Origin of the sequence: Kluyvera chengduensis (assembly GCF_044197065.1) — a bacterium.
Lineage (GTDB): Bacteria > Pseudomonadota > Gammaproteobacteria > Enterobacterales > Enterobacteriaceae > Kluyvera > Kluyvera ascorbata_C.
Map to the genome: position 1 here is coordinate 155,875 of NZ_JBIQOI010000004.1, position 26,347 is coordinate 182,221.

General features: G+C 53.6%; 26 protein-coding genes and 1 other RNA gene. 18 read left to right on the forward strand and 9 right to left on the reverse strand.

Annotated elements, in window-relative coordinates; genetic code table 11:
* Nucleotide 1 precedes the first annotated feature (1 nt).
* The 5 genes from ACH1XZ_RS13315 (at nt 2) to ACH1XZ_RS13335 (ending at nt 2,820) form a co-directional block, all read left to right on the forward strand.
* Entirely contained in the window at nt 2-400 is a 399-nt protein-coding gene (locus ACH1XZ_RS13315; RefSeq protein WP_395595949.1) for a phage holin family protein, read from the forward strand.
* Nucleotides 397-687, forward strand: a complete 291-nt coding sequence (locus ACH1XZ_RS13320; RefSeq protein ID WP_395595950.1) for a YqjK-like family protein — start codon at nt 397-399, stop codon at nt 685-687. The genes ACH1XZ_RS13315 and ACH1XZ_RS13320 overlap by 4 nt, the downstream gene beginning before the upstream one ends.
* Nucleotides 688-874: 187 nt before the next feature.
* The gene (locus ACH1XZ_RS13325) at nt 875-1,267 is read left to right on the forward strand and encodes a DoxX family protein (protein ID WP_064542109.1); all 393 of its coding nucleotides are present in this window, start codon (nt 875-877) and stop codon (nt 1,265-1,267) included.
* A 71-nt stretch (nt 1,268-1,338) separates the two neighbouring features.
* Nucleotides 1,339-2,325, forward strand: a complete 987-nt coding sequence (locus ACH1XZ_RS13330; RefSeq protein ID WP_395595951.1) for a glutathione S-transferase family protein — start codon at nt 1,339-1,341, stop codon at nt 2,323-2,325.
* Between the two features lie 129 nt (nt 2,326-2,454).
* A complete protein-coding gene (locus tag ACH1XZ_RS13335; RefSeq protein WP_395595952.1) occupies nt 2,455-2,820 on the forward strand; it encodes a DUF805 domain-containing protein in 366 nt (121 codons plus the stop codon).
* Nucleotides 2,821-2,931: 111 nt separating this feature from the next.
* Here the strand turns inward: ACH1XZ_RS13335 and ACH1XZ_RS13340 are convergent, their stop codons facing one another.
* Nucleotides 2,932-3,828 (reverse strand): LysR family transcriptional regulator, encoded by an 897-nt coding sequence (locus ACH1XZ_RS13340; RefSeq protein ID WP_035896412.1) that lies wholly within the window; start codon nt 3,826-3,828, stop codon nt 2,932-2,934.
* Between the two features lie 104 nt (nt 3,829-3,932).
* On the opposite strand from ACH1XZ_RS13340, the gene ACH1XZ_RS13345 reads away from it, so the two are divergent.
* The gene (locus tag ACH1XZ_RS13345; protein ID WP_395595953.1) at nt 3,933-4,634 is read left to right on the forward strand and encodes a pirin family protein; all 702 of its coding nucleotides are present in this window, start codon (nt 3,933-3,935) and stop codon (nt 4,632-4,634) included.
* Between the two features lie 26 nt (nt 4,635-4,660).
* Nucleotides 4,661-4,822, forward strand: a complete 162-nt coding sequence (locus ACH1XZ_RS13350; protein WP_395595954.1) for a hypothetical protein — start codon at nt 4,661-4,663, stop codon at nt 4,820-4,822.
* Nucleotides 4,823-4,951: 129 nt separating this feature from the next.
* Here ACH1XZ_RS13350 and ACH1XZ_RS13355 read toward each other — a convergent pair whose 3' ends face one another.
* The 7 genes from ACH1XZ_RS13355 to ACH1XZ_RS13385 form a co-directional block, all read right to left on the reverse strand.
* Nucleotides 4,952-6,256 carry an L-cysteine desulfidase family protein gene (locus ACH1XZ_RS13355; RefSeq protein WP_395595955.1) on the reverse strand — a complete coding sequence of 435 codons (1,305 nt, stop codon included), beginning with the start codon at nt 6,254-6,256 and terminating at the stop codon, nt 4,952-4,954.
* Nucleotides 6,257-6,275: 19 nt separating this feature from the next.
* On the reverse strand, nt 6,276-7,601 hold the full coding sequence (locus ACH1XZ_RS13360; RefSeq protein ID WP_395595956.1) for an SLC5/6 family protein: 1,326 nt from the start codon (nt 7,599-7,601) through the stop codon (nt 6,276-6,278).
* 547 nt (nt 7,602-8,148) lie between these two features.
* Nucleotides 8,149-8,530: RNase P RNA component class A (gene rnpB / locus ACH1XZ_RS13365), an RNA gene on the reverse strand.
* A 32-nt stretch (nt 8,531-8,562) separates the two neighbouring features.
* Nucleotides 8,563-9,708, reverse strand: coding sequence for a glycerate 2-kinase (garK, locus tag ACH1XZ_RS13370; RefSeq protein WP_395595957.1), 1,146 nt, complete (start codon nt 9,706-9,708; stop codon nt 8,563-8,565).
* 95 nt (nt 9,709-9,803) lie between these two features.
* Nucleotides 9,804-10,694, reverse strand: a complete 891-nt coding sequence (gene garR / locus ACH1XZ_RS13375) for a 2-hydroxy-3-oxopropionate reductase (RefSeq protein ID WP_395595958.1) — start codon at nt 10,692-10,694, stop codon at nt 9,804-9,806.
* Nucleotides 10,695-10,724: 30 nt separating this feature from the next.
* Nucleotides 10,725-11,495: a 2-dehydro-3-deoxyglucarate aldolase gene (gene garL / locus ACH1XZ_RS13380; RefSeq protein ID WP_395595959.1), complete on the reverse strand. Its 771-nt coding sequence runs from the start codon at nt 11,493-11,495 to the stop codon at nt 10,725-10,727.
* Between the two features lie 26 nt (nt 11,496-11,521).
* A complete protein-coding gene (locus ACH1XZ_RS13385; RefSeq protein WP_395595960.1) occupies nt 11,522-12,862 on the reverse strand; it encodes an MFS transporter in 1,341 nt (446 codons plus the stop codon).
* Nucleotides 12,863-13,274: 412 nt separating this feature from the next.
* Here ACH1XZ_RS13385 and garD point away from each other — a divergent pair, with 412 nt between their 5' ends.
* On the forward strand, nt 13,275-14,846 hold the full coding sequence (garD, locus tag ACH1XZ_RS13390) for a galactarate dehydratase (protein WP_395595961.1): 1,572 nt from the start codon (nt 13,275-13,277) through the stop codon (nt 14,844-14,846).
* Nucleotides 14,847-14,902: 56 nt separating this feature from the next.
* Here garD and ACH1XZ_RS13395 read toward each other — a convergent pair whose 3' ends face one another.
* A complete protein-coding gene (locus tag ACH1XZ_RS13395; RefSeq protein ID WP_395595962.1) occupies nt 14,903-15,712 on the reverse strand; it encodes a DeoR family transcriptional regulator in 810 nt (269 codons plus the stop codon).
* Nucleotides 15,713-15,980: 268 nt separating this feature from the next.
* Here ACH1XZ_RS13395 and kbaZ point away from each other — a divergent pair, with 268 nt between their 5' ends.
* The 10 genes from kbaZ to ACH1XZ_RS13445 all read left to right on the forward strand — a co-directional run bounded on the left by kbaZ (nt 15,981) and on the right by ACH1XZ_RS13445 (nt 26,305).
* Nucleotides 15,981-17,258, forward strand: a complete 1,278-nt coding sequence (gene kbaZ / locus ACH1XZ_RS13400) for a tagatose-bisphosphate aldolase subunit KbaZ (protein ID WP_395596057.1) — start codon at nt 15,981-15,983, stop codon at nt 17,256-17,258.
* 19 nt (nt 17,259-17,277) lie between these two features.
* Nucleotides 17,278-17,751 carry a PTS N-acetylgalactosamine transporter subunit IIB gene (agaV, locus tag ACH1XZ_RS13405; RefSeq protein WP_395595963.1) on the forward strand — a complete coding sequence of 158 codons (474 nt, stop codon included), beginning with the start codon at nt 17,278-17,280 and terminating at the stop codon, nt 17,749-17,751.
* 10 nt (nt 17,752-17,761) lie between these two features.
* The gene (agaW, locus tag ACH1XZ_RS13410) at nt 17,762-18,541 is read left to right on the forward strand and encodes a PTS N-acetylgalactosamine transporter subunit IIC (protein WP_035891034.1); all 780 of its coding nucleotides are present in this window, start codon (nt 17,762-17,764) and stop codon (nt 18,539-18,541) included.
* Entirely contained in the window at nt 18,531-19,409 is an 879-nt protein-coding gene (gene agaE, locus ACH1XZ_RS13415; RefSeq protein ID WP_395595964.1) for a PTS N-acetylgalactosamine transporter subunit IID, read from the forward strand. Before agaW ends, agaE begins: the two co-directional genes overlap by 11 nt.
* Nucleotides 19,410-19,426: 17 nt before the next feature.
* Nucleotides 19,427-19,861, forward strand: a complete 435-nt coding sequence (agaF, locus tag ACH1XZ_RS13420; RefSeq protein WP_395595965.1) for a PTS galactosamine/N-acetylgalactosamine transporter subunit IIA — start codon at nt 19,427-19,429, stop codon at nt 19,859-19,861.
* Nucleotides 19,858-20,991, forward strand: coding sequence for an N-acetylglucosamine-6-phosphate deacetylase (nagA, locus tag ACH1XZ_RS13425; protein WP_395595966.1), 1,134 nt, complete (start codon nt 19,858-19,860; stop codon nt 20,989-20,991). The genes agaF and nagA overlap by 4 nt, the downstream gene beginning before the upstream one ends.
* 400 nt (nt 20,992-21,391) lie before the next feature.
* Entirely contained in the window at nt 21,392-22,546 is a 1,155-nt protein-coding gene (locus ACH1XZ_RS13430; protein ID WP_395595967.1) for an SIS domain-containing protein, read from the forward strand.
* Nucleotides 22,547-22,558: 12 nt separating this feature from the next.
* The gene (kbaY, locus tag ACH1XZ_RS13435; RefSeq protein WP_395595968.1) at nt 22,559-23,431 is read left to right on the forward strand and encodes a tagatose-bisphosphate aldolase subunit KbaY; all 873 of its coding nucleotides are present in this window, start codon (nt 22,559-22,561) and stop codon (nt 23,429-23,431) included.
* 122 nt (nt 23,432-23,553) lie between these two features.
* A complete protein-coding gene (malX, locus tag ACH1XZ_RS13440; protein ID WP_395595969.1) occupies nt 23,554-25,125 on the forward strand; it encodes a maltose/glucose-specific PTS transporter subunit IIBC in 1,572 nt (523 codons plus the stop codon).
* Between the two features lie 13 nt (nt 25,126-25,138).
* Nucleotides 25,139-26,305, forward strand: coding sequence for a MalY/PatB family protein (locus ACH1XZ_RS13445; RefSeq protein ID WP_395595970.1), 1,167 nt, complete (start codon nt 25,139-25,141; stop codon nt 26,303-26,305).
* Nucleotides 26,306-26,347: the final 42 nt, after the last annotated feature.

A 26,347-nucleotide genomic window follows, 5' to 3' on the forward strand; every position in this document is an offset into this window, starting at 1 on the left:
CATGAGCGATTCTCACCAGGCGCAGGGGCCGGGAAAGAACATTCTCGGCATCGGCCAGCGCATTGTTACCCTCGTGGTTCAGATGGTCGAAACGCGGTTGCGCTTAGCCGTAGTAGAACTGGAAGAGGAAAAAGCTAACCTCTTCCAGCTCCTGTTAATGGCAGGGCTTACCCTGCTGTTTACCGCTTTCGGCCTGATGAGCCTGCTGGTACTGATAATGTGGGCCGTTGACCCGCAGTATCGTCTCATCGTTATGGTAGCCACCACCGCGACGCTGTTGCTCCTCGCTATCGTTGGCGGAATATGGACGCTGCGCAAAGCGCGTCGTTCAACGCTGCTACGCCATACTCGTCACGAGTTGGCTAACGATCGTACCCTGCTGGAGGATAATGAACCATGAGTCCACGACAGGAACGAGAAGCTCGCAAAACGCATCTACTGCGGCAAATTCAGCAGCAGCGGCTGGACCTTAGCGCCAGCCGTCGCGACTGGCTGGATGCCACCCAACCCTACGATCGCGGCTGGAGCAAGCTTGTCAGCCTGCGTTCGTGGTTCATGGTCGCCAGTAGCGCAATGGCGGTCGTTTCACTGCGTCATCCGCGTTTCCTGGTGCGCTGGGCCCGTCGCGGCGTGGGTATCTGGAGCACCTGGCGAATGGTCAGGAATATCGCGCGTAAGTCCCTGTAACCGTCTCCCGTTCCCCACTGCCATACATCATTGCTCAGATTCTTTGAAGAACTTCAACAGTTTTCCTTGCTAACAATTGTTATACGTCACAGTTATATTTCTCTCCATCGACAGCAGCTACGCGCTATCAGCGTGTAAACGCTCAATAAAACGGTTTAACTGCCCGCAGGGTTCTCTGGAGAGAAAGATGAAAAAATTAGAAGATATTGGTTTCCTGGTCGCACGTATTCTGATGCCGATTCTGTTTATCACCGCAGGCTGGGGCAAAATCACCGGGTATGCGGGTACGCAGCAGTATATGGAAGCAATGGGTGTCCCAGGTTTCCTGCTGCCACTGACCATTCTGCTTGAGTTTGGCGGCGGTCTGGCGATTCTGTTCGGTTTCCTGACCCGCACCACCGCGCTGTTCACCGCAGGCTTCACCCTGCTGACCGCCTTCATCTTCCACAGCAACTTTGCTGAAGGCATGAACTCGCTGATGTTTATGAAAAACCTGACCATCGCTGGCGGCTACCTGCTGCTGGGCATCACCGGTCCAGGCGCATTCAGCATCGACCGCGTGCTGAATAAAAAGTGGTAAGCGCACTATACTGAATGAATAAAAAAAGCGAGGAGATATCTCCTCGCTTTTGCTATCTGGAGGAGCACATCATGGGACAATTAATCGATGGCGTCTGGCAAGACGTCTGGTATGACACCAAATCCACCGGTGGACGTTTCCAGCGTTCAGTTTCCGCCTTTCGCAACTGGCTGACCGCCGACGGCGAGCCAGGCCCTACCGGCAACGGCGGTTTTGCCGCTGAGAAAGATCGCTATCATCTGTACGTCTCGCTTGCCTGTCCGTGGGCGCACCGCACGCTTATCCTGCGTAAGCTCAAAGGGCTGGAGCCGTTCATCTCCGTATCCGTCGTCAACCCGCTGATGCTGGAAAACGGCTGGACCTTCGATGCCGATTTCCCGGCCGCCACGGGCGATACGCTTTACCAGCATCAGTTCCTGTATCAGCTTTATCAGCACGCCGATTCCACCTACTCTGGGCGCGTAACTGTGCCGGTATTGTGGGATAAAAAGAACCAGACCATCGTCAGCAATGAATCTGCGGAAATCATCCGTATGTTCAATACCGCCTTTGATGCGCTGGGCGCCAAAGCGGGCGATTACTATCCGTCCGCGCTGCGCGAACAAATTGATGGGCTGAATAGCTGGATCTACGACACGGTGAACAACGGTGTCTACAAAGCCGGTTTCGCCACCAGCCAGGCGGCCTATGACGAAGCCGTCGACAACGTCTTTAGTTCGCTGGATCGTCTGGAAAAGATCCTCGGCCAGCATCGCTATCTGACCGGTAATCAGCTGACCGAAGCCGATATTCGCCTGTGGACGACGCTTATCCGCTTCGATCCGGTCTATGTGACCCACTTCAAGTGCGATAAGCATCGCATCAGCGACTATCTGAATCTGCACGGCTTCCTGCGCGATATCTACCAGATGCCGGGCATTGCAGAGACTGTCGACTTCGCCCATATTCGTACTCACTACTTCCGTAGCCACAAAACCATCAACCCGACCGGGATTATCTCCATTGGGCCATGGCAGGATCTGGACGAACCGCACGGCCGCGACGAGCGTTTCCGTTAAGCACACCGGGCATCGGTCCTCGATGCCCAATTAATTCACGTGATCAATATTTACCACTATTTCATTCACGACTATCCTTAGCTTGATCGCTTTAAAAACAAGTGATTAATGATCAACTGAGGCATAAAAATGGATTGGTATCTCAACGTTCTACGTAATTACATTGGATTTGGTGGCCGTGCCCGTCGCAAAGAGTACTGGATGTTTATTCTGGTGAACGTCATTTTGACGGCGGTGCTAGGCGTGGTGGATAAGATGCTGGGCTGGCAGCGCGCTGGCGGCGAGGGGATCCTCACGACCATTTACGGCATTCTGGTCTTTATTCCATGGTGGGCAGTCCAGTTCCGCCGACTGCACGACACCGATCGTTCGGCATGGTGGCTACTGCTGCTGATCATTCCGGTGATTGGCTGGCTGGTGATTATCATCTTTAACTGCCAGAACGGAACGCCTGGCGACAACCGTTTTGGGCCGGATCCGAAGCGTCTTTCCTGATCCCGGTCAGGCTAAAATGCGAGTATTGTAGGCCTGATAAGCGTAGCGCCATCCGGCAATGCGGTGCTGATTGCCGGATGGCGACGTAAACGCCTTATCCGGCCTACAACTCTACTTCGCGGTTAACAGCTTCTGAATCTCACGCAAGCACCATGACTTCGCTTCGCCCATGCTATCGCGACGCCAGGCCATAATGATATCAATCTCGCTGGTGTATTCCGGGCTCACCACGCGCAGGCGCCCCTGTGCGATATCCTCTTCGACCATCGGATACGGCATGGTCGCCACGCCCAGTCCAGCCAGCAGCGCCTGGCGTTTTTCTTCCATCGACGTCACCGTCAAACGCGGCTGCTTATCCAGCAACTGTACCGTCAGTACCGGGCGCTCGCGGGCGGTGTCGGCAATCGCTACGCCGCGGTACTTCACGCGCGTGACTTCCGACAGCGGCTCGGCTTCCTGGTGAATCGGGTGATCCGGCGCGGCCACGTAGACGTTCATCACCGAATACAGTTTACGGGAGTTAATTTCAGTCGATGAGCGGAAATGCATGTCCGGCGCAATCACAATATCCGCACGCCCCTGCTCCAACCGCTCCCAGGCCCCCGCCAGCACTTCGGTAATGATCGACAGCTGAGTGTTAGATTTGGTCGCCAGCTTTTCCACCAGCGGGAACAGCGTCGAGGTTGGGATCAGCGCCTCTGCCACGATGGTGAGATGGGTTTCCCAGCCTCGGGCCAACGCTTCCGCATCGGTGGTCAGCTTATCGGCGGCTTCCAGCAGGACGCGGCCGCGTTCCAGCAGCATGCGCCCCACGTTAGTGAATTTTGTTCGATGACCCGAACGGTCAAACAGCACCACGTCCAGCTCTTCTTCCAGCTTTTGCATGGTGTAGCTCAATGCCGAAGGCACGCGTCCAAGCTCATCAGCCGCGGCGGCAAAGCTTCCGCGTCTATCGATGGCGTCCATTACTCGTAGTGCTTCTAGCGTCAGTGCTCTCTCTTTGGCCATAGCGCGCTCATTCAGTAAATTTGAACATACCGGGCAGAATATCTGGCTAACAATGCAGCGTCCATACCTTTACCATTGATTTAGTGTAAAGGAGGGTCAAGAAGATGATTACCACAAGAACAGCGAAACAGTGCGGACAGGCAGACTTCGGTTGGCTGCAGGCTCGCTATACCTTCTCTTTTGGACACTACTTTGATCCGAAGCTGCTGGGCTACGCCTCACTGCGCGTGTTGAATCAGGAAGTGCTCGCACCGGGTGCCGCCTTCCAGCCACGCACTTATCCAAAAGTCGATATCCTGAATATTATCCTGGAAGGTGAAGCGGAGTACCGCGACAGCGAAGGCCATCATATTCGTGCCAAAGCCGGGGAAGCACTGCTGATTGCCACTCAGCAAGGCGTGAGCTACAGCGAGCATAATCTGAGTAAAGACAAGCCGTTAACCCGGATGCAAATCTGGCTCGACGCCTGCCCTGAACGCGAAAATTCGCGCGTGCAGAAGATCAAACTGAAAGAGACGAACCACCAACTGTTAGCTTCGCCGGACGGCAGCCAGCATAGTTTACAGCTGCGTCAGCAGGTATGGTTGCACCATATTGAACTGGCGAAAGGTGAGCAGGTCAGCCTGCAGCTGCACGGGCCGCGCGCCTATCTGCAGTCTATTCATGGTACGGTTCATGCGCTGGCGCACGAGGCCGAAAAGCAGTCTCTGACCTGCGGCGATGGGGCATTTATCCGCGATGAGAACAATATCACACTCGTGGCTGATACCCCGCTGCGCGCTTTGCTGATAGATTTACCGGTGTAACGATTTTCAGGGACACCGAAGACATTATGAGTAAGCGAAACAACAAGAAGCAGCACAAGGCCGTCGTCGTTAACGCCCCACAGCCGGTCACCGCGCCTAAAACGTTTGGTTTTGAAGAGATGCTGAACGAGCTCGAAGCGATCGTTTGTGAAGCAGAGCGTCATCAGGCGGAAGAACAAGCCGCCTGAGAAGATGCCCCGGCCAGACACCGGGGCTTTTTTATTGTAGGCCGGATAAGCAAAGCGCCATCCGGCAACACCTGTACAGATTGCCGGATGGCGGCGTAAACGCCTTATCCAGCCGACATTCCCTATTTTTTAGCCAAGCTTGCTCGCCATAATTTGAATCACCTGTTTGTCCGTCTGCTGCATGGAGTGACAGGCCAGCGAGCAGAGGTTGCTAATCGACTGCTCGACATCGTTCGCCACAATCCCCTCATTTCCGGTCACCGCCGTTTCATCCAATGCCATCAGCACCGCTTTCCACGCCGACGATACGCTGGTCGACACTTTCATCGCGCAGCTGTTGGACGCGCCATCGCAGATAATGCCGCTCACATCGCCAATCATGCTGCTGATAGCCATTGAGATACTGCGATAGCTGCCGTCGATGAGCCAGCAGATACCGGCCGCCGCCCCCATCGAGGCCGTGGTGGCCGCGCAGAGCGCCGAGAGCATGGGCAGTTGGTGATGAATATAGATAGCCGTCAGGTGCGAAAGAATCAGCCCACGGGCCATTTTCTCCTGGGAACAGCCCAGATGTTCCGCGACCACCACCACCGGCATAGTGGCGGCAATCCCCTGATTACCCGAGCCGGAGTTGCTCATTGCGGGCAGACAAGCGCCCCCCATGCGCGCATCCGAGGCCGCCGAGGTACGAATAATAATGTCGCTCAGCAGATCTTTTGCCAGCAGCCCGCGCTCACGCTGGCGTTGCAGGGTCGCGCCAATATGCAGACCGTACGGCGCGCGTAGCCCTTCGTGGGAGAGCGCGCTGTTTAGCAACGCGGCATCAAGAATAAAGCTAATTTTCTCAAAAGGCGCCTGCTCGGCAAACTCAACAACCTGCTCCAGCGTGACGCGCTCAAGCGAGGCCGTCTGCTCCTCTTCTGCACCCTCGCAATTGCTAGCATCCAGCAGCGTCACGCCATTTTTCACCACGCGAATGACGCGCGTATGGCCACCAGCAATGGTCACCGTAGCCGACTCGTCGAGGGTATAAACCGTTGCGCTGGCGTACAACACGTCATCGCACGGCTCTTCCATGGTCACCGACACCTTACCGCTGGCCAGCAGAAGCTTGGCCGCCGTAATATCCTCCACCGACGCGCCCTTCAGGACCTCTAACCCGGCCTGCGCATCGCCGCCCAGCGCACCGAGCGCGGCGGCAATCGGCAAGCCAACCATCCCGGTACTCGGTACGGTAACGCCCATGCCGTTTTTCATCAGGTTTGGCGATACCTTAGCCTCGATATGGCTGATACGTCCCGCCAGGTGAGAAGCCGCAATCGCGCTTGCCAGCGCCAGCGATACCGGCTCGGTGCAGCCCATTGCAGGCTTCACATTCTGTTTTACCGCCAGAATCATATCGTCCCACAGCGGATTCATTGTTACTTCAACCATATTCATTACCACGCGTAAATCAGGAGAATGCCAGGAATGGAGAGACGCAGAGCAGCAGGCCGGTAATGATGATAATCACCAGCGAGACGCCTTTGTATTTATGTAGCGCCGGAACCTTGTAGACCAGCCAGGCCGGAATCAGGCAGCCCACCATGCCGAAAATAGGGCTACAGATAGAGGTGAAGCTCAGCACCGGCGCATTGAGCACAATGGCGCTCCAGGCCAGCAGGATGGCGAAGATCATGATCCCGCGCTGCACCAGCTTCTGATTGATTTTTTCTTCCGGCATTTTGCGGCGCAGCAGGTTGATAACAATCCCCTGTGTCGCTTCGCGGAAGCCCAGGTAAACCCCAAAGAAGGCGGTCATCACGGCAAAGATATTGAGGATCACGCTCACCACGGTGACCCATGCACCTGCGCTGCCGTTAATAAACTGGGCGGCAATCGCCAGCGCCGAGATGTTCTGCTCATAGGCTTTCACCGCTTCATCGTGGCCCATCGCCAGCGTAAAGGAAACGGCGTAGAAGAAGACCACCACGAACAGAATACCGAAGGCAATATTCATCGCTCGCAGCGCTTTGTGGCGCGCCACTTCGCGGGATTTCTCCTTAGAGCGGTAAGAGATGACCATCGGGCTTAAGGTCTGAATAAACAGGATAGAGGTCAGGGTAAATGGCAGCGTAATAATGGCGTTTTTAACCAGTAACCCCATCGGCGGCAGCGTGCCAGCGTTGTACAGATGCCACATCCCCACCATCGAAACACCCAGCGCCGCGACCACCAGCAGCTTCGTCAGCACCATAAAGCTGGAGACTTTAAACAGCAGCTTTTCACCGCGCGATGAAATGGCGACCAGCACGCAAATCAGCACCAGACCATAGAATGGATTCTCCGAGAGCAGCCCATCGGTGACGCCGAAAGTATGCAGATAAGAGGCGCTGTCGTTGGTAATAGCCGTGGAGTAGACGAACATCCAGATAACTAACATGATGAAGTAGAGCGCGCCGAGTAAGATCCCCCAGTTTTTGCCGAGGTAGCCGCTGATAACGCTCGGATAGTCTTTACACTCTGGTGATTCAGCAAGCGTATTAATAAACAGACGCTGGAACAGGTACATCGCCGGGTAGCCGACGATGGAGGAGAGCAGGAAGACCCACAGCCCCATCAGGCCAACCTGAACGGGTAAGAACACGATCCCCGCCCCGATAGCCATCCCGATACTCATGATCACCCAGCCGACGTCGGTACTGTCGAATTTTATTGCTTCCTGCCATTCACTTTCTGACATGCCCGCTCGCGCGGCCGCAGACGACGTCTGTGCGGGTGCAACTGAGATTGTTTCCATAACAAATTCTCACTCTTAGTATGTAGGGGTTTATTGTTTTAATGCAGTTTGATGTTCCACAAAGTACAAATACCACAGGCTTATTCACTGCCTTTTTTAGATTGATAAAATGATATCGCGGGTTAAGGAGAAAAAACTTGCAACTATTTGCGCAGTAAAGCGCCGAAAATAGAAAATATTCCTATCGTTAGCGCAAAATTAACCAATGTATTTCTCTTTTACTAAAAAAATAGAGATTTCGGTGGTTTTCATTCTTTAGCGATCAATTATAACTAATTGTTTTTTAATGAATTTTAATAGGGTGTTGATTTATACAACGTTGAACGCCTCGAGGATTTTGTGAGATAGCGCAATGCGCTGTGTTAATAAGATGTGAATTTAAAGAAAGGCAAAAAATGATGGCTATCACACCAGCGCCTCGATTTAGTGAATAACTCCATTGTTTGTATGGATATGGTAAACAATCAGAATATTACGCTACAGCGTGGGACGTGCTTTGCCAGATGCTGAAAAGCAAAAACCCCGCCGAGGCGGGGTTTTCTTTAAAGAGTGAAACTGACCGATAAGCCGGGTTCTGTCGTTGGACAGTCATTCATCTAGGCCAGCAATCGCTCACTGGCTCAAGCAGCCTACCCGGGTTCAGTACGGGCCGTACCTTATGAACCCCTATTTGGCCTTGCTCCGGGTGGAGTTTACCGTGCCACGGACTGTTACCAGCCGCGCGGTGCGCTCTTACCGCACCCTTTCACCCTTACCTGATCCCGCTTACGCGGGCCATCGGCGGTTTGCTCTCTGTTGCACTGGTCGTGGGCTGTTACACCCCCCAGGCGTTACCTGGCACCTTGCCCTATGGAGCCCGGACTTTCCTCCCCTCCGCCCGTCTCCCCCGAAGAGGACGACGACGAAGCGGCGACTGTCTGGTCAGCTTCGGCGCGAAGTATAGAGGGTTTGCGCGTCGATGTCACCCTTCGATCCGCATCCCCACCTGAATTGTGGCGGCGATGTTCCGGGAAGTGTGGTAAATATTCTCCGCCGCGTCGCGGAAGGCTTCTTCCAGCGAGCCAATGCGGTTCAGCACGCTGAATACCGAATCAATCCCGTACTGATGCACCACGCCCACATCGCGCGTCAGGCTACCGGCAATGCCGATAACCGGCTTATGGTACTTCTTCGCCACGCTGGCCACGCCGACCGGCACTTTGCCGTGAATGCTCTGGCTGTCGAGGCGGCCTTCACCGGTCACCACCAGCGTGCAGTCATGAATATGTTCTTCGAGATTCAGCGCCTGGGTCACAATCTCAATGCCGCTACGCAGCTCCGCGCCGAGGAACGCCATCAGCGCCGCGCCCATCCCACCAGCCGCGCCGGAACCCGGCACCTCTTTGACGTCAATGCGCAGCGATTTCTTAATCGCATCCGCGTAGTGCGCCAGATTACGGTCCAGTTCGGCGATCATCGCCTCCGTCGCCCCTTTCTGCGGGCCAAAGATACAGGACGCGCCAAAGGGCCCCGTCAGCGGGTTCGTCACATCGCAGGCCACGCGAATCGCGCAGTCTTTCAGACGCGCATCAAGACCGGAAATATCAATATGGTTGAGGCTCATCAGGCTACCGCCGCCAAAACCGATTTCCGTGCCGCTAGCATCACACAGCTTCGCGCCCAGCGCCTGTACCATACCGGCACCACCGTCATTGGTCGCGCTGCCGCCAATGCCGATAATAATGTTTTTCACCCCGCTCTCCAGCGCCTGGAGGATCAGCTCCCCGGTGCCGTAAGAGGTGGTAATCAGCGGGTTACGCAGCTCCGGTGGAACTAATGCCAGACCGCTTGCCGCCGCCATTTCAATAAAGGCGGTATTCCCGTCGCCGGAGATCCCCCACTGTGCTTCTACGGCATCGCCAAGCGGGCCGGTGACCGTTGACGTCACTGAACGACCCTGCGTTGCCGCAATCATCGCCTCAACCGTTCCTTCTCCACCGTCGGCGACCGGCACTGACACGAATTGCGCTTCCGGAAAGATTTCCCGAAATCCTTTTTCTATTGCCTGAGCTACCTCGGTGGCAGAAAGGCTTTCTTTATAAGAGTCTGGGGCGATTACGATTTTCATATCTGAGCCTATTAGCGCACGACGCCGGAGCGCGTTTCACAGTTCCGGCCTACCCTGTAAGCCCGGCACGCAATGCGCCACCGGGCACAACGTCCTTAGCGAGTGACTTCCACTTTCGCCAGTTTTTCGTAATAGCACGCCAGAGCGCTATGGTCGGCGGTTCCAAGACCATCAGCACGCAGCGCCTGCATCATCTCCATCACCGCGGCGGTCAGCGGCAGCTGCGCGCCCACGCCATGTGAGGTATCCAGCGCATTCGCCAGATCTTTAATGTGCAGGTCGATACGGAAGCCCGGCTTGAAGTTACGATCCATCACCATCGGTGCTTTGGCATCCAGCACGGTACTGCCCGCCAGGCCGCCGCGAATCGCCTGATAAACCAGATCCGGGTTAACGCCCGCTTTGGTTGCCAGCGTCAGCGCTTCAGACATCGCCGCAATGTTCAGCGCGACGATCACCTGGTTTGCCAGCTTGGTCACGTTGCCCGCGCCGATTTCACCGGTATGCACCACGGAGCCCGCCATCGCTTTCATCAGGTCGTAGTATTTATCGAAGATAGCTTTATCACCGCCGACCATCACCGACAGGGTGCCGTCGATAGCTTTTGGTTCGCCGCCGCTGACTGGCGCATCGAGCATATCAATGCCCTTCGCCTTCAGCGCGTCGCTGATTTCACGGCTAGCCAGCGGTGCAATCGAGCTCATGTCGATAAGCACGGTGCCCGGCTTCGCGCCTTCGATAATACCGTTTTCACCTAGCGCGACGTCTTTCACATGCGGAGAGTTTGGCAGCATGGTGATGATCACATCACACTGTTCAGCAATGGCTTTTGCCGTGGTTGCCGTTTCGGCACCGGCGGCAATCACTTCAGCAATCGTTTCAGGATTACGGTCACAAACCACCAGCGAGTAACCTGCTTTCAGCAGATTTTTACTCATCGGTTTACCCATGATACCCAGGCCAATAAAACCAACTTTCATCGTCATTTCCTCAAATATGTGTGTATTCGGTGGTGGTTACTTCTTGAAGGCGTCAGCCAGCTTCTGCGTACTGGCGCGGAACACGCCGAGATCGCTGCCTACCGCCACAAAGGTTGCGCCCCACTCCAGATAGCGGCGCGCATCGGCTTCTACCGGCGCCAGGATGCCGCTTGGCTTACCGTGCGCTTTGGCACGGGCGAAAATATGTTGAATCGCCTGCTGCACTTCCGGGTGAGAAGCGTTGCCCAGATGGCCTAACGCGGCGGCCAGGTCGCTTGGGCCGACGAAGATGCCATCTACGCCTTCAGTGGCGGCAATGGCATCAACGTTGTCGACGCCCAGCTGGCTTTCTATCTGCACCAGGATGGTGATGTTTTTATTGGACTGCGCGAAGTAATCCGGCACGGTGCCAAACATGTTGCCACGATGAGAAACGGACACGCCGCGAATGCCTTCTGGCGGATAGCGGGTCGAAGAGACCGCCTGTGCGGCTTCTTCTTCGGTTTCCACAAACGGAATCAGGAAGTTGTAGAAACCGATATCCAGCATGCGCTTGATAATCACCGGCTCGTTGGTTGGGATACGAACCACCGGTGCGCTGGCGCTGCCTTTTAAGGCCATCAGTTGCGGGATGAGCGTCGTCACGTCGTTCGGCGCATGTTCACCGTCCAGTACCAGCCAGTCGAAACCGGCCAGTCCTAACACTTCAGTGCTGATTGGGCTGGAAAGTGCGGACCAGCAGCCAATCTGTACCTGTTTTGCCGCCAGCGCAGCTTTGAATTTGTTAGGGAAAATCGCGTTATCCATTTTCATTACCTTAAGTTAGTCGTGGCTTACTTACGCAGTTCCAGACGTTTGATGTCGCCCACCACGAACAGGTAGCAAACCATCATCATCAGGGCGGAGCAGCCTACAAAAATCAGTGCGCCATTAAAGGAGTGCAGCTCACTCACGATATAGCCAATCACCAGCGGTGTGACGATAGACGCCACGTTACCGAAGACGTTAAACAGCCCGCCGCACAGCCCTACAATCTCTTTTGGCGCCACGTCGGAGATAACCGGCCAACCGAGTGCACCAAAGCCTTTACCGAAGAATGCCAACGCCATCAGGGTAACGACCAGCGCGGTGTTGTCGGTGTAGTTACACAGAATAATCGTCGATGCCAACAGCATGCCCAATACGATAGGCAGCTTACGGGCAAAGGTCAGCGTACAGCCACGACGAATCAGGTAGTCGGAGAACAGCCCACCCAACACGCCACCGGCGAAACCGCACAGCGCAGGAATAGACGCCACCAGCCCTACTTTCAGAATCGACATACCTTTGTCCTGCACCAGGTAAATCGGGAACCAGGTGAGGAAGAACCACGTAATGGTGTTCAGGAAGTACTGGCCGAAGAAGATCCCTAACATCATACGGCTGCTCAGCAACTGTTTGATGTACTCCAGCTTCGGACCTTTTGCCGCATCGCTACCCGGCTTTTTATGGTCCATATCGACCACAGCGCCGTTATCCGCAATAAACTTCAGCTCCTCTTTGGACATGCGCGGATGGTCGGTTGGGTTATGGACGAACTTCACCCACATGCCGGTCAACACGAAGCCAATCACACCCATCACGGTAAAGACGTGCTCCCAGCCCCAGGCGAAGGTTAACCAGCCCAACAGTGGCGAAAACAGCGCTAAAGAGAAGTACTGCGCGGAGTTAAAGATAGCGGACGCCGTGCCGCGTTCTTTGGTCGGGAACCAGGCTGCCACGATACGGGCGTTAGCCGGGAAGGAAGGCGCTTCGGAGAAGCCCAGCATAAAGCGCATGAAGAACATTGAGACGCCCGCCCACGCTAATGGGAAGAAGCCGACAAAGCCCTGCAGGAAAGTAAACAGCGACCAGAAGAACAGACTATAGGTATAGACTTTCTTCGAACCAAATTTATCCAGTAACCAACCACCGGGGATCTGCATGAGCAAATATGCCCAACCGAACGCAGAGAAGATGTACCCCATTTCGACCGCACTCAGTCCCAGCTCTTTTGCCACCGACGTACCGGCGATTGAGAGCGTGGCGCGGTCCGCATAGTTAACGGCCGTAACAATGAAAATAACTAAAAGAATTAAATAACGGGTATGCATTCCTTTCGTTGATCCAGAAACATCAGCTGTATCATGTATCATTTTATTATCCTCGGGCACAGAGAACCTTAATTATTTTTTTATTATTAAGGTCTATTTCGCTGATTATTTATTGATAACTGGCAATCTTTATAAATCGATAAGACACCATGAAATCGTGATTCAGTATAATCAGGAAACGATAGCCATACATTGTGCAAAGACACAATTAAAGCACCTTACAAAATCTTTTAGTTATACATATGCACATAACACTGGGCGCTGATGCACAATTTCAATTTTTGATACCCTTGCGCCACAAGGCATGACGATAATAAGTGATCTTTATCACATTTTTAGATTCCAACACCTGACATGCTTTATTCCATAATCAAAGTGTTCTTATTTTCCACATTGAAAAACCTGACACTTATAACATTTATTATTTTACCCACTGGCTGGAGAATGCTGGACAATGGCTAACATCGAAATCAGACAAGAATCGCCAACTGCCTTTTATATTAAAGTGCACGAAACAGACAATGTGGCGATTATTGTTAACGATAATGGATTAAAAGCAGGAACCCGTTTTCCTGACGGACTGGAATTAATTGAACATATTCCTCAAGGACATAAAGTGGCCCTGGTGGATATTCCTCATAATGGCGAAATTATCCGCTACGGCGAGGTCATCGGCTACGCCGTACGCGACATCGTCAAAGGGAGCTGGATAGATGAGTCCACGGTCATTCTGCCAAAAGCGCCGCCGCTGAATACCTTACCGCTGGCAACCAAAGTACCGGAGCCGCTACCACCGCTGGAGGGTTACACCTTCGAAGGCTACCGCAATGCCGATGGCAGCGTGGGGACCAAAAACCTGCTGGGTATTTCAACCAGCGTACACTGCGTCGCGGGCGTGGTGGATTACGTAGTCAAAATTATTGAACGCGATCTGCTGCCAAAATACCCCAACGTCGACGGCGTGGTGGGCCTCAATCACCTGTACGGCTGCGGCGTGGCGATCAACGCCCCAGCGGCCATCGTACCTATTCGCACCATCCACAATATCGCCCTGAACCCTAACTTTGGCGGCGAAGTGATGGTGGTTGGCCTCGGCTGTGAAAAGTTACAGCCAGAACGTCTGCTTCAGGGTACCGAAGATGTCCAGAGCATCCCGGTCGACAGTGCCAGCATCGTGCGCCTGCAGGATGAACAGCATGTCGGTTTTCGCTCGATGGTTGACGACATTCTGCAGGTGGCCGAACGCCATCTGGAAAAACTCAACAAGCGCCAGCGTGAAACCTGCCCAGCCTCGGAGTTGGTGGTTGGGATGCAGTGCGGCGGCAGCGATGCGTTCTCCGGCGTGACGGCAAACCCGGCGGTAGGCTACGCCTCTGACCTGCTGGTGCGCTGCGGCGCAACCGTGATGTTCTCGGAAGTGACCGAAGTGCGTGACGCCATCCACCTGCTCACCCCGCGCGCCATCAATGAAGAAGTAGGCAAACGCCTGCTGGAAGAGATGGCCTGGTACGATAATTACCTCGATATGGGTCAGACTGACCGCAGCGCCAACCCGTCCCCGGGCAACAAAAAAGGTGGACTGGCAAACGTGGTGGAAAAAGCGCTGGGCTCTATCGCTAAATCCGGCAAGAGCGCCATTGTAGAAGTGCTTTCGCCGGGCCAACGCCCAACCAAGCGCGGCCTGATTTATGCTGCCACCCCGGCCAGCGATTTTGTCTGCGGTACCCAGCAAGTCGCTTCCGGCATTACCGTGCAGGTCTTTACCACCGGCCGTGGCACGCCGTACGGTCTGATGGCCGTACCGGTCATTAAGATGGCTACCCGCACCGAACTGGCGAACCGCTGGTATGACTTAATGGATATCAACGCCGGGACCATTGCCACGGGCGAAGAGACGATTGAGGATGTTGGCACGAAGCTGTTTGAGTTCATTCTGGACGTGGCGAGCGGGCGTAAGAAAACCTTCTCGGATCAGTGGGGTCTGCATAACCAACTGGCGGTGTTTAACCCGGCTCCGGTGACTTGATTACGCGATATTGAATAAAAAACGCAATCGGGAGGCAACCCTGCCTCCCGATTTTTTTATGCTCTCACTAAAATCACGTCAATGCCCTGCCGACGTAACCCTTCCAGGCTTTCATTCGGTACGCCCTCATCAACAATAATCACATCAATACGCTGTGTATCGATGATCTTATGCAGGCTGGAGCGGTTAAATTTCGTGGAGTCCGTGACAACGACAATACGCTCTGCCACTTCACACATCCGGCGGTTAAGCCGCGCTTCATCTTCATTATGCGTGCTAATGCCGCGCTCGAGATCAATGGCATCAACGCCAAGGAACAGAATATCGAAGTGGTAATTCTGTAACGATTGCTCCGCCTGGTCGCCGTAAAACGACTGCGACTGACGGCGCAGGTGGCCACCGGTCATCAGCAGTTCAACGCCTTCCGACTCCAGCAACGCATTTGCGACGTTCATGCCGTTAGTCATGGCAATCACGTCCGTATGCTGGCGCATCAACCGGGCAATTTCATAGGTGGTGGTCCCGGAGTCAAGAATTACGCGATGACCGGGTTTAATCAGCTCCACGGCAGCTTTCGCGATGCTACGCTTTACCGCCGTATTCAGAGAGCTTTTGTCTTCGACAGAGGGTTCGGTCGCTGGCGTATTGCTATCGCAGATGAGTGCGCCGCCGTATGCGCGCACCGCAATGCCCTGCTTCTCCAGAAAGGCCAGATCGTTACGGATCGTCACCGTCGATACGCCGAACCATTCAGAAAGATCGTTTACCTGCACGCTACCCTGCTGCCGCAACCGCTGGATAATCTGCTCGCGTCTTTCACTGGTTCCCGTCACACGCTTATCGGCAGAAGAGTCGGTGTTGCTCATAGAGATTCCTTTGATTGATTCTTTCGTTTCATTTCTTTTTGCTTATTAACACCTTTCTTTTGTCGGAATGCAAGCCTTAAAAGGCCCCCACACGGCGACAAAGCCTGACAACAAAGCTTTCATTATGTTTCTTTTGTGAAACAGATCCGAAAATGGAAATCTTTCATTTTATTTTTAAACCCTCGTAACGCAGTATTAAATGAAACAAAACGAAAGATAAACATCATTACAATCTGAGTTGGAGAGGAAAGTGAAATATCTTACAACTATGGTGGAGCAGCACAAACGGGGGAAAACAAACGGAATTTATGCCGTTTGTTCCGCGCATCCACTGGTACTTGAATCCGCTATTCGTTATGCCCAGGCAGAACAGACGCCGCTGCTCATTGAAGCAACGTCGAATCAGGTCGATCAGTTCGGTGGCTATACCGGTATGACCCCGGCTGATTTTCGCCACTTTGTCTGCGCGTTGGCTGATTCACTGAACTTCCCGCAGGATCGCCTGATTCTGGGGGGCGATCATCTTGGCCCTAACCGCTGGCAAAACCTGCCAGCCGAACAAGCGATGAATAACGCCGACGATCTGATCAAAAGCTATGTGGCGGCTGGTTTTAAAAAGATCCACCTCGATTGCAGTATGTCCTGCGAGGGCGATCCCGTTCCATTAACTGATGCGATCGTTGCCGAGCGCGCAGCTCGCCTGGCTAAAATTGCCGAGCAGACCTGCGTTGAACACTTTGGCGAATCGGATCTTGTTTACGTTATTGGCACAGAAGTCCCCGTCCCTGGCGGTGCCCACGAAGCATTGACTGAACTCGCCGTCACGACGCCTGATGCTGCTCGTGCCACGTTGGAAGCGCACCATCATGCGTTTGAAAAGCAAGGGCTGGATGCCATCTGGCCACGCATCATCGCACTGGTTGTCCAGCCGGGCGTTGAGTTTGACCATACCCACATTATTGATTACCAGCCGCAGAAAGCGGTCGCGCTGAGCAAAATGGTGGAAGCCTATGACACGCTGGTCTTCGAAGCCCACTCCACGGATTATCAGACACCGCAGTCGCTGCGTCAGTTGGTGAAAGATCATTTCGCGATTCTGAAAGTTGGCCCAGGGCTGACCTTCGCCCTGCGCGAAGCGCTGTTCTCACTGGCGGCGATTGAAGAGGAACTGCTTCCTGCCAAAGCCGGCTCTGGCCTGCGCCATGTTCTTGAAACCGTAATGCTCGACCGCCCGGAATACTGGCAAAGCCACTACCACGGCGATGGCAACGCCCGCCGTCTGGCCCGTGGTTATAGCTACTCTGACCGCGTTCGCTACTACTGGCCAGACAGCCAAATTGATGAAGCCTTTGAAAGGCTGGTACGCAATCTGGCGGATGAACCCATTCCCTTACCGCTCATCAGCCAGTACCTCCCTTTACAGTACGTAAAAGTACGCGAGGGAGATCTCAACGCTACACCGCGTGAACTCATCATTAATCATATTCAGGACATACTTCAGCAGTACCACGCCGCCTGTCAGGGCGTTCCGTCTCATAACGAATAACAACAAAGAGGAAAGCGCTATGCCAAATATCGTACTCAGCCGCATCGATGAAAGACTGATTCATGGTCAGGTCGGCGTGCAGTGGGTCGGGTTTGCGGGGGCAAATCTGGTATTGGTCGCCAATGACGAAGTCGCGGAAGACACCGTGCAGCAGAACCTGATGGAAATGGTACTGGCTGAAGGGATAGCCGTGCGTTTCTGGTCGCTACAGAAAGTTATCGACAATATTCACCGCGCTGCTGACCGACAAAAAATTTTGCTGGTGTGCAGAACGCCGGCTGATTTTCTCAAGCTGGTTGAAGGCGGCGTTCCCGTCACCCGCATCAACGTAGGAAACATGCACTACGCCGAAGGTAAACAACAAATTGCCAAAACCGTTTCTGTCGACGCCAATGATATCAGCGCGTTCAACGGCCTGAAGGCCGCCGGAGTGGAATGCTTCGTTCAGGGCGTTCCGACAGAACCTGCTTTGGATCTCTTTAAACTACTTTGAGGGATTCACAATGGAAATTAGTCTGTTACAGGCTTTTGCACTAGGCATTCTCGCCTTTATTGCAGGCCTGGATATGTTCAACGGGTTAACGCATATGCACCGTCCGGTGGTGCTGGGGCCGCTGGTTGGTCTGATTCTGGGCGATCTGCACACCGGCATTCTTACCGGCGGTACGCTGGAACTGGTGTGGATGGGTCTGGCACCGTTGGCCGGTGCCCAACCGCCTAACGTCATTATCGGTACTATTGTCGGTACGACGTTTGCCATTACCACCGGCGTGAAGCCTGATGTTGCCGTCGGGGTCGCCGTACCGTTTGCCGTCGCCGTGCAAATGGGCATTACTTTCCTGTTCTCCGTAATGTCCGGCGTCATGTCCCGCTGCGACCGTATGGCGGCAAATGCCGATACCGCAGGTATTGAACGCGTTAACTATCTGGCGCTACTGGCGTTAGGCATTTTCTACTTCCTCTGCGCTTTCCTGCCGATTTACTTCGGCGCGGAACATGCAAAAACCGCTATTGATGTCCTGCCTGAACGTCTGATTGATGGGCTGGGTGTCGCGGGCGGCATCATGCCAGCGATCGGTTTTGCCGTACTGCTGAAAATCATGATGAAAAACGTCTACATCCCTTATTTCATCATTGGTTTCGTTGCCGCAGCCTGGCTCAAGCTTCCGGTCCTGGCCATTGCCGCCGCCGCGCTGGCCATGGCGCTCATCGACCTGCTACGTAAATCTCCTGAACCGACTCAACCTGCGGCACAGAAAGAGGAATTCGAAGATGGCATCTAATCAACAGACCCTGCCGAGTGTTTCCGACAATGAAGAGACGCTACTGACCGGGGTTAACGAAAACGTCTATGAAGATCAAAACATTGGCGCAGACCTGACTAAAAAGGATATTAACCGCGTGGCCTGGCGTTCCATGCTGCTGCAGGCCTCTTTTAACTATGAACGTATGCAGGCTTCCGGCTGGCTTTATGGCCTGCTGCCCGCGCTGAAAAAGATCCACACCAACAAACGCGACCTCGCACGAGCGATGAAAGGCCACATGGGTTTCTTCAACACCCACCCGTTCCTGGTGACCTTTGTGATTGGCATTATTCTGGCGATGGAGCGTTCGAAGCAGGACGTGAACAGCATTCAAAGCACCAAGATTGCCGTAGGCGCACCGCTCGGCGGCATTGGCGATGCCATGTTCTGGCTGACGCTGTTGCCAATCTGCGGCGGCATTGGTGCGAGCCTGGCGCTACAGGGCTCCATCCTCGGTGCGATTGTCTTCATTGTGATGTTCAACGTGGTGCATCTCGGCCTGCGCTTTGGTCTGGCCCACTATGCTTATCGTATGGGCGTCGCGGCGATTCCGCTTATCAAAGCCAACACCAAAAAGGTGGGGCATGCCGCATCAATCGTCGGTATGACCGTTATCGGTGCGCTGGTTGCCACCTACGTTCGTCTGAATACCACGCTTGAAATTAAAGCGGGTGATGCCGTCGTCAAACTGCAGACTGATGTTATCGACAAGCTGATGCCTGCCTTTTTACCGCTGGTATATACCCTGACCATGTATTGGCTGGTTCGTCGTGGCTGGAGCCCGCTGCGCCTTATCGGCATCACCGTTGTGCTGGGTGTTGTCGGTAAATTCTGCCACTTCCTGTAAAACAAAAGAGGTCTGAGATGTTGGGAATTATTTTGACCGGGCATGGCGGATTTGCCAGCGGAATGGAAAAAGCGATGAAGCAAATCCTGGGCGAACAAACGCAGTTTATCGCCATCGATTTTCCAGAAACCTCCACCACCGCGTTGCTCACTTCGCAGCTTGAACACGCGGTGAACACGCTGGATAGCGAGGACGATCTGGTATTTCTGACCGACCTCCTTGGCGGCACGCCATTCCGCGTGGCCTCAACGCTGGCGATGCAAAAGCCCGGCCGAGAGGTGATTACCGGCACTAACCTGCAGCTCCTGCTGGAAATGGTGCTGGAGCGTGAAGGCCTGAGCAGCGAAGCCTTTCGCCTACAGGCGCTGGAGTGCGGGCACCGCGGCCTGACAAGCCTGGTTGATGAGATGGGGCGCTGTCGTGAAGAGGTTCCAGCAGAGGAAGGGATATGACGCAGATCCTTCGCGCCAGACGTCTGCTGACGGAGCAGGGCTGGCTTGACGATCATCAGATACACATTGATAGCGGTATCATTACCGCCATCGCCCCCATACCTTCAGGCACCACGCAGCGCGATGCTGAGCTGCTTTGTCCAGCCTATATCGATACTCACGTCCACGGCGGTGCGGGTGTCGATGTCATGGATGATGCACCGGACACGCTCGACACACTGGCAATGCATAAAGCGCGTGAAGGGGTGGGGAGCTGGCTTCCCACCACCGTTACCGCGCCGATGGAGCAGATCTACCACGCGCTGGAGCGCATTGCCCAACGCTGCCATTCCGGCGGCCCTGGCGCTCAGGTTTTGGGGAGCTATCTTGAGGGCCCTTACTTCACACCACAGAATAAGGGCGCTCATCCTCCTGAACTGTTCCGGGACCTGGACATCCACGAGCTGGATAAGCTAATCGCCCTCTCGCAAAGCACGCTGAGGGTCGTCGCCCTCGCGCCGGAAAAACCAGGCGCGATACGGGCTATTCAACATCTTAAGCGACAAGGCGTGCGGGTCATGCTGGGACATAGCGCGGCAACCTGGGCGCAAACCAGCGCCGCTTTCGATTCTGGGGCAGACGGTCTCGTGCATTGCTATAACGGCATGACCGGCTTACATCATCGGGAGCCTGGCATGGTCGGCGCGGGGTTAACCGACCCGCGGGCTTGGCTCGAACTGATTGCCGACGGGTACCACGTTCACCCGGCCGCTATGAAACTCTGCTGCTGTTGTGCGAAAGATCGGGTCGTATTGATTACCGATGCGATGCAGGCTGCCGGTATGCCTGACGGCTCCTACACGCTGTGCGGCGAAAAGGTCGAGATGCGCGGCAGTATTGTACGAACCGCTTCCGGCGGTCTGGCGGGGAGCACGCTCTCGGTAGATGCCGCCGTGCGTAATATGGTCGAACTTGCGGGGATTTCTCCTGAAGAGGCAATCCGTATGGCCTCGCTGCACCCTGCCCGCCTTCTGGGGGTAGACCAACAGCTTGGTTCGCTACAGGCAGGTAAACGCGCCAGTATTATCGCCCTCGACGGCGGCCTGCATGTTCAGCGCGTCTGGATTCAAGGTCAGCATCTTTCCCTTTAACTCCCTTTACGACGCAATGCGGATAAGGGACATCACGTGTAGGCCGGATAAGCGAAGCGCCATCCGGCACCACACATCACCGTTGCCGGATGGCGCTTCGCTTATCCGGCCTACAGCGCTATTTTCCCTTCACTTATCGAACGACATTCTTTCTTTTCCTTTCTTTTAATCAAACCACTAATCCGTCAGTGTTTTTATCTATGCATTACAAATCAATAGGATAGAAAAAACAGCGTTTCATCGATCACAGTTTTCGTTTTATTTCATTTTGCATCATTGAACTTTCGATTTCTTTTATATAGATTTTAATTAACTGATACGCGAAAAAGTGAAACGAAACGAAAGACAACGACATTTTGCCCGCGTCGGATGTGGACTTCACAAGACTAAGGACTGAGTTATGCCAGAAATCTATACCCCCGCGCCCGCTGCAACCGGTACCTGGACCGAAGAAGAGATCCGCCAGCAACCTAACAGCTGGATCCGCTCGCTGAATAATATCGCCAGCATCCGAGCCGATATTGACGGGTTTCTTGAACCATTACTGTATAAGCACGATCTGCGGATCGTACTGACCGGAGCCGGTACCTCTGCATTTATCGGCGAGATAGTCGCCCCTTGGCTCGCAAGCCATACCGGCAAGAACATCAGCGCAGTACCGACTACCGATCTTGTCACCAACCCAATGGATTATCTGAACCCGGCGCATCCGCTGCTGCTGGTCTCTTTTGCTCGCTCCGGCAACAGCCCGGAGAGCGTCGCCGCCGTTGAGTTGGCAAATCAATTCGTGCCGGAGTGCTACCACCTGTCGATTACCTGTAACGAAGCTGGCAGCCTGTATAAAAACGCGGTCAATTGCGATAACGCCTTCGCCCTGCTGATGCCAGCAGAAACCCACGATCGCGGCTTTGCCATGACCAGCAGCATCACCACGATGATGGCAAGCTGTTTGGCCGTGTTTGCGCCGCAGGTCATCAATAGCGAAACCTTCCGCGATGTCGCCGATCGCTGCCAGGCTATCCTGACCTCACTGGGTAACTTCAGCCACGGTGTTTTCGGCCACGAAGCCTGGAAACGGATCGTCTATCTCGGCAGCGGTGGATTGCAGGGCGTTGCGCGTGAATCAGCTCTGAAGGTGCTCGAGCTCACGGCAGGTAAACTGGCTGCATTCTATGACTCACCAACCGGTTTCCGCCACGGGCCAAAATCACTGGTCGATAGCGAAACGCTTATCGTGGTGTACATATCCAGCCACCCTTACACGCGCCAATACGATCTGGATCTACTGGCGGAGCTTCGCCGCGATCGCCAGGCAATGCGCGTGATCGCGATTGCGGCAGAAACGGATGCCATTATCGAAGCTGGCCCGCATATTCTGCTACCGCCAGCACGCCATTTTATCGATATGGAACTGGCATTCTGCTTCCTGACCTACGCCCAGATCTTTGCCCTGACGCAGTCAATCCATGTTGGTAATACGCCAGATACCCCATCCGCCAACGGCACGGTTAACCGTGTAGTACAAGGCGTTGTTATTCACCCCTGGTTGGCTTAAGAGGAATACATCATGAGCATTATTTCTACCAAATATCTTCTGCAAGACGCCCAGGCGAAAGGCTACGCGGTGCCAGCCTTCAACATTCATAACGCGGAAACTATCCAGGCGATCCTCGAAGTTTGCAGCGAAATGCAGTCGCCGGTGATCCTCGCCGGAACGCCTGGCACGTTTAAACATATTGCGCTGGAAGAGATCTATGCGCTGTGCCGCGCCTACTCCAATACCTACGATATGCCGCTGGCGCTGCATCTTGATCACCATGAATCCCTGGAAGATATCCGCCACAAAGTGAACGCGGGCGTACGTAGCGCCATGATTGATGGCAGCCACTCCCCGTTTGAAGAGAACGTGAAGCTCGTGAAATCGGTAGTGGATTTCTGTCATGCCCATGATTGCAGCGTAGAGGCGGAACTCGGACGTTTGGGCGGCGTGGAAGACGACATGAGCGTCGACGCAGAAAGTGCTTTCCTGACCGACCCTATGGAAGCAAAACGCTTTGTTGAACGTACTGGCGTAGATAGCCTTGCCGTCGCCATTGGTACTGCGCATGGCCTCTATACCAAAAAACCAAAGATCGATTTCCAGCGCCTGGCGGAGATTCGTGAAGTGGTTGATATTCCGCTGGTGCTGCATGGCGCAAGTGATGTGCCAGATGAATATGTGCGCCGCACCATCGAGCTTGGGGTGTGTAAGGTCAACGTTGCGACCGAATTGAAAATCGCCTTTGCTGACGCCGTCAAAGCGTGGTTTGTTGAAAATCCACAAGGGAACGATCCACGTTATTACATGCGCGTCGGCATGGACGCGATGAAAGAAGTGGTGCGCAGTAAAATCAATGTATGCGGTTCATCTCAACGATTGTTGCCTACGCTGCATGATTAATATTCGTTAACAGATTCGCTCATAAAATATATTAATAACAACTTACCTCTCATTTTGAAAAGGTCATGATTAATTTCTCATGACCTTCATATTATACTAATGGAAATAATGGAGTACTCTACATGACACAGGAAAATTCCATAAAGTCACGAGTATGGGAATTTTTTCAAAGCCTCGGCAAAACATTTATGTTCCCCGTCTCTTTATTGGCGTTCATGGGGTTATTATTAGGGGTAGGCAGTTCAATTACCAGCCCTTCAACCATTAAAAGCTTCCCCTTTTTAGGTGGTGAGCTTACACAATTAACCTTTGGATTTATTGCTACCGTCGGCGGCTTTGCCTTCACCTATTTACCGGTCATGTTCGCTATCGCAATTCCATTCGGCATGGCGAAAAGAAATAAAGCTGTAGGGGCTTACTCAGGATTTGTCGGCTATATGCTGATGAATATGAGCATTAACTTTTATCTGACCGCTACCCACCAGCTTGCCGATGCCGCCACCATGAAACAGGTAGGACAGTCGGTCGTACTGGGCGTGCAGACGTTAGAAATGGGGGTGTTAGGCGGTATCATTGCCGGGGTCATCACCTATTTTCTGCACGAGCGCTTTCAGGATACCGTATTGCATGATGCCTTCGCCTTCTTTGGCGGCATTCGCTTCGTCCCTATCATTACCTCACTGACGCTCTCCATTGTCGGTCTGATACTCCCTATTCTCTGGACTTACGTGGCCATGGGCATTGCTGGTATTGGCCATATCATTCAAAGCACCAGCGTATTCGGCCCGTTCCTATACGGTGTAGGGGTGCTACTGCTCAAGCCTTTTGGACTCCACCATATTCTGCTCGCCATGGTGCGTTTCACCCCTGCAGGCGGTATTGAAATGGTCAACGGGCACGAAGTGGCTGGCGCGTTAAATATTTTCTACGCTGAGCTTAAAGTCGGCCTGCCGTTCAGCCCACATGTGACCGCATTTTTATCACAAGGTTTTATGCCAACCTTTATTTTTGGTTTGCCTGCCGTGGCCTATGCTATTTATCGGACGGCGAAACCAGAAAACAGACCGATTATTAAAGGACTGTTACTTTCCGGCGTATTAGTTTCCGTTATTACCGGTATTTCCGAACCCATTGAATTCTTATTCCTATTTATTGCGCCTACGCTATATGTATTCCATATTATTATGTCAGGTCTGGCATTAATGGTAATGGCAATTCTTGGCGTCACCATTGGTAATACCGATGGCGGGATTCTGGATCTGTTAATTTTTGGCGTGATGCAAGGAACCTCGACCAAATGGTACTTACTGTTCCCGGTCGGCGTGGTCTGGTTTGCCGTCTACTTCCTGGTATTCCGCTGGTACATCTTAAAACACGACATTAAAACACCGGGCCGTGAAGATTCATCTGATGGTGCTGCGCAGGCTGTCGCGGCAAACACCAAAGCGCGTGGTAAATCGAAATACGACCACGGCGTGATTTTGAATGCGCTCGGCGGCAAAGAAAATATCAGTTCCCTGGATAACTGTATCACCCGACTGCGTCTGGTCGTGAAGGACATGACAAAGGTCGATCAGCAGACCTTAAAAAATGCTGGCGCACTTTCCGTGGTCGTTCTCGATGCGCATAGCGTGCAGGTAATCATCGGCCCTCAGGTACAGAGCGTAAAAACCGGCATTGAAGCCTTAATTTAATCAGGAGTTAGCCATGTTCGATTTCGATAAAATCATCGAGCGTAAAAGCGATAAGTGTCGTAAATGGGATCATCAATTTGTCTGCTCTCGCTTCGGTGAAGTTCCGCAGGACTTTATTCCGCTGTGGATTGCCGACATGGATTTCACGTCACCTCCTGCGGTTATCGAAGGCTTCCAGCGTATTGTTGAACACGGGACCTTTGGTTACACCTACAGTTTTGATGAATTTTACGATGCCGTGATCGGATTTCAGCGCGGCCGTCATCATGTCAACGTCGAACGAGACTGGATAACGCTCAGCTATGGCACCGTCTCGACGTTGCACTATCTGGTGCAGGCCTTTTGCCAGACGGGCGATTGCGTCATGATGAATACGCCGGTTTACGATCCTTTCGCCATGGCAACGCAGCGCCAGGGCGTTCAGGTTCTGGCGAATCCGCTGAAGATTGAAGATAACCGCTATCACCTGGATTTTACGCTTATCGAAACCCAGCTTAAGCAGCATAAGCCTAAACTGTGGTTTCTGTGCTCGCCGCATAATCCTTCCGGGCGTATCTGGACGCTGGGTGAAATTCGTCAGGCATCTGATTTATGCCAGCGCTATGGCGTTATTCTGGTGGTTGATGAGGTCCACGCTGAGCACCTTCTGGAAGGTGAGTTTACCAGCTGTCTGGCCCCCGGTGCCGCCGCGCAGGATAATCTTATCCTGCTGACCTCACCGAATAAGGCGTTTAACCTGGGGGGGCTAAAGACCTCTTATTCCATCATTCCGGACAAGCATCTGAGAGCGCGCTTCCGCCAGCGACTGGAACAAAACTCCATAACCTCTCCGAATATTTTTGGCGTATGGGGGATTACGCTTGCCTACCAGCATGGGCTGCCGTGGCTTGATGCGCTCAATGGCTATTTACGCAGCAACGCCCACTATCTTGCCGACGCCATTCAAACGCATTTTCCGACATGGAAAATGATGACGCCGGAGTCATCTTATCTGGCGTGGATTGATGTCAGCGGCAGCGGGTGCACCGCAAGCGAAGTGGTGAATCACTATGCTCGCCACGCGGGGGTGATCATTGAAGACGGTAGTCATTATGTTCAGGATGGGGAACGCTTTATTCGCATTAACTTCGGTACGCAGCGGTACTGGCTGGAGCGGGCGATAGAGAGAATGCAAAAGTAGTATTCAGTGAAAACCACACCCTGAGGGTGTGGTTTTCACAAA

Coding starts and splice junctions, on each gene's coding strand:
- ACH1XZ_RS13315 (WP_395595949.1), top strand. CDS start 2: ATGAGCGATTCTCACCAGGCGCAGGGGCCGGGAAAGAACATTCTCGGC.
- ACH1XZ_RS13320 (WP_395595950.1), top strand. CDS start 397: ATGAGTCCACGACAGGAACGAGAAGCTCGCAAAACGCATCTACTGCGG.
- ACH1XZ_RS13325 (WP_064542109.1), top strand. CDS start 875: ATGAAAAAATTAGAAGATATTGGTTTCCTGGTCGCACGTATTCTGATG.
- ACH1XZ_RS13330 (WP_395595951.1), top strand. CDS start 1,339: ATGGGACAATTAATCGATGGCGTCTGGCAAGACGTCTGGTATGACACC.
- ACH1XZ_RS13335 (WP_395595952.1), top strand. CDS start 2,455: ATGGATTGGTATCTCAACGTTCTACGTAATTACATTGGATTTGGTGGC.
- ACH1XZ_RS13340 (WP_035896412.1), bottom strand. CDS start 3,828: ATGGCCAAAGAGAGAGCACTGACGCTAGAAGCACTACGAGTAATGGAC.
- ACH1XZ_RS13345 (WP_395595953.1), top strand. CDS start 3,933: ATGATTACCACAAGAACAGCGAAACAGTGCGGACAGGCAGACTTCGGT.
- ACH1XZ_RS13350 (WP_395595954.1), top strand. CDS start 4,661: ATGAGTAAGCGAAACAACAAGAAGCAGCACAAGGCCGTCGTCGTTAAC.
- ACH1XZ_RS13355 (WP_395595955.1), bottom strand. CDS start 6,256: ATGGTTGAAGTAACAATGAATCCGCTGTGGGACGATATGATTCTGGCG.
- ACH1XZ_RS13360 (WP_395595956.1), bottom strand. CDS start 7,601: ATGGAAACAATCTCAGTTGCACCCGCACAGACGTCGTCTGCGGCCGCG.
- garK (WP_395595957.1), bottom strand. CDS start 9,708: ATGAAAATCGTAATCGCCCCAGACTCTTATAAAGAAAGCCTTTCTGCC.
- garR (WP_395595958.1), bottom strand. CDS start 10,694: ATGACGATGAAAGTTGGTTTTATTGGCCTGGGTATCATGGGTAAACCG.
- garL (WP_395595959.1), bottom strand. CDS start 11,495: ATGGATAACGCGATTTTCCCTAACAAATTCAAAGCTGCGCTGGCGGCA.
- ACH1XZ_RS13385 (WP_395595960.1), bottom strand. CDS start 12,862: ATGATACATGATACAGCTGATGTTTCTGGATCAACGAAAGGAATGCAT.
- garD (WP_395595961.1), top strand. CDS start 13,275: ATGGCTAACATCGAAATCAGACAAGAATCGCCAACTGCCTTTTATATT.
- ACH1XZ_RS13395 (WP_395595962.1), bottom strand. CDS start 15,712: ATGAGCAACACCGACTCTTCTGCCGATAAGCGTGTGACGGGAACCAGT.
- kbaZ (WP_395596057.1), top strand. CDS start 15,981: ATGGTGGAGCAGCACAAACGGGGGAAAACAAACGGAATTTATGCCGTT.
- agaV (WP_395595963.1), top strand. CDS start 17,278: ATGCCAAATATCGTACTCAGCCGCATCGATGAAAGACTGATTCATGGT.
- agaW (WP_035891034.1), top strand. CDS start 17,762: ATGGAAATTAGTCTGTTACAGGCTTTTGCACTAGGCATTCTCGCCTTT.
- agaE (WP_395595964.1), top strand. CDS start 18,531: ATGGCATCTAATCAACAGACCCTGCCGAGTGTTTCCGACAATGAAGAG.
- agaF (WP_395595965.1), top strand. CDS start 19,427: ATGTTGGGAATTATTTTGACCGGGCATGGCGGATTTGCCAGCGGAATG.
- nagA (WP_395595966.1), top strand. CDS start 19,858: ATGACGCAGATCCTTCGCGCCAGACGTCTGCTGACGGAGCAGGGCTGG.
- ACH1XZ_RS13430 (WP_395595967.1), top strand. CDS start 21,392: ATGCCAGAAATCTATACCCCCGCGCCCGCTGCAACCGGTACCTGGACC.
- kbaY (WP_395595968.1), top strand. CDS start 22,559: ATGAGCATTATTTCTACCAAATATCTTCTGCAAGACGCCCAGGCGAAA.
- malX (WP_395595969.1), top strand. CDS start 23,554: ATGACACAGGAAAATTCCATAAAGTCACGAGTATGGGAATTTTTTCAA.
- ACH1XZ_RS13445 (WP_395595970.1), top strand. CDS start 25,139: ATGTTCGATTTCGATAAAATCATCGAGCGTAAAAGCGATAAGTGTCGT.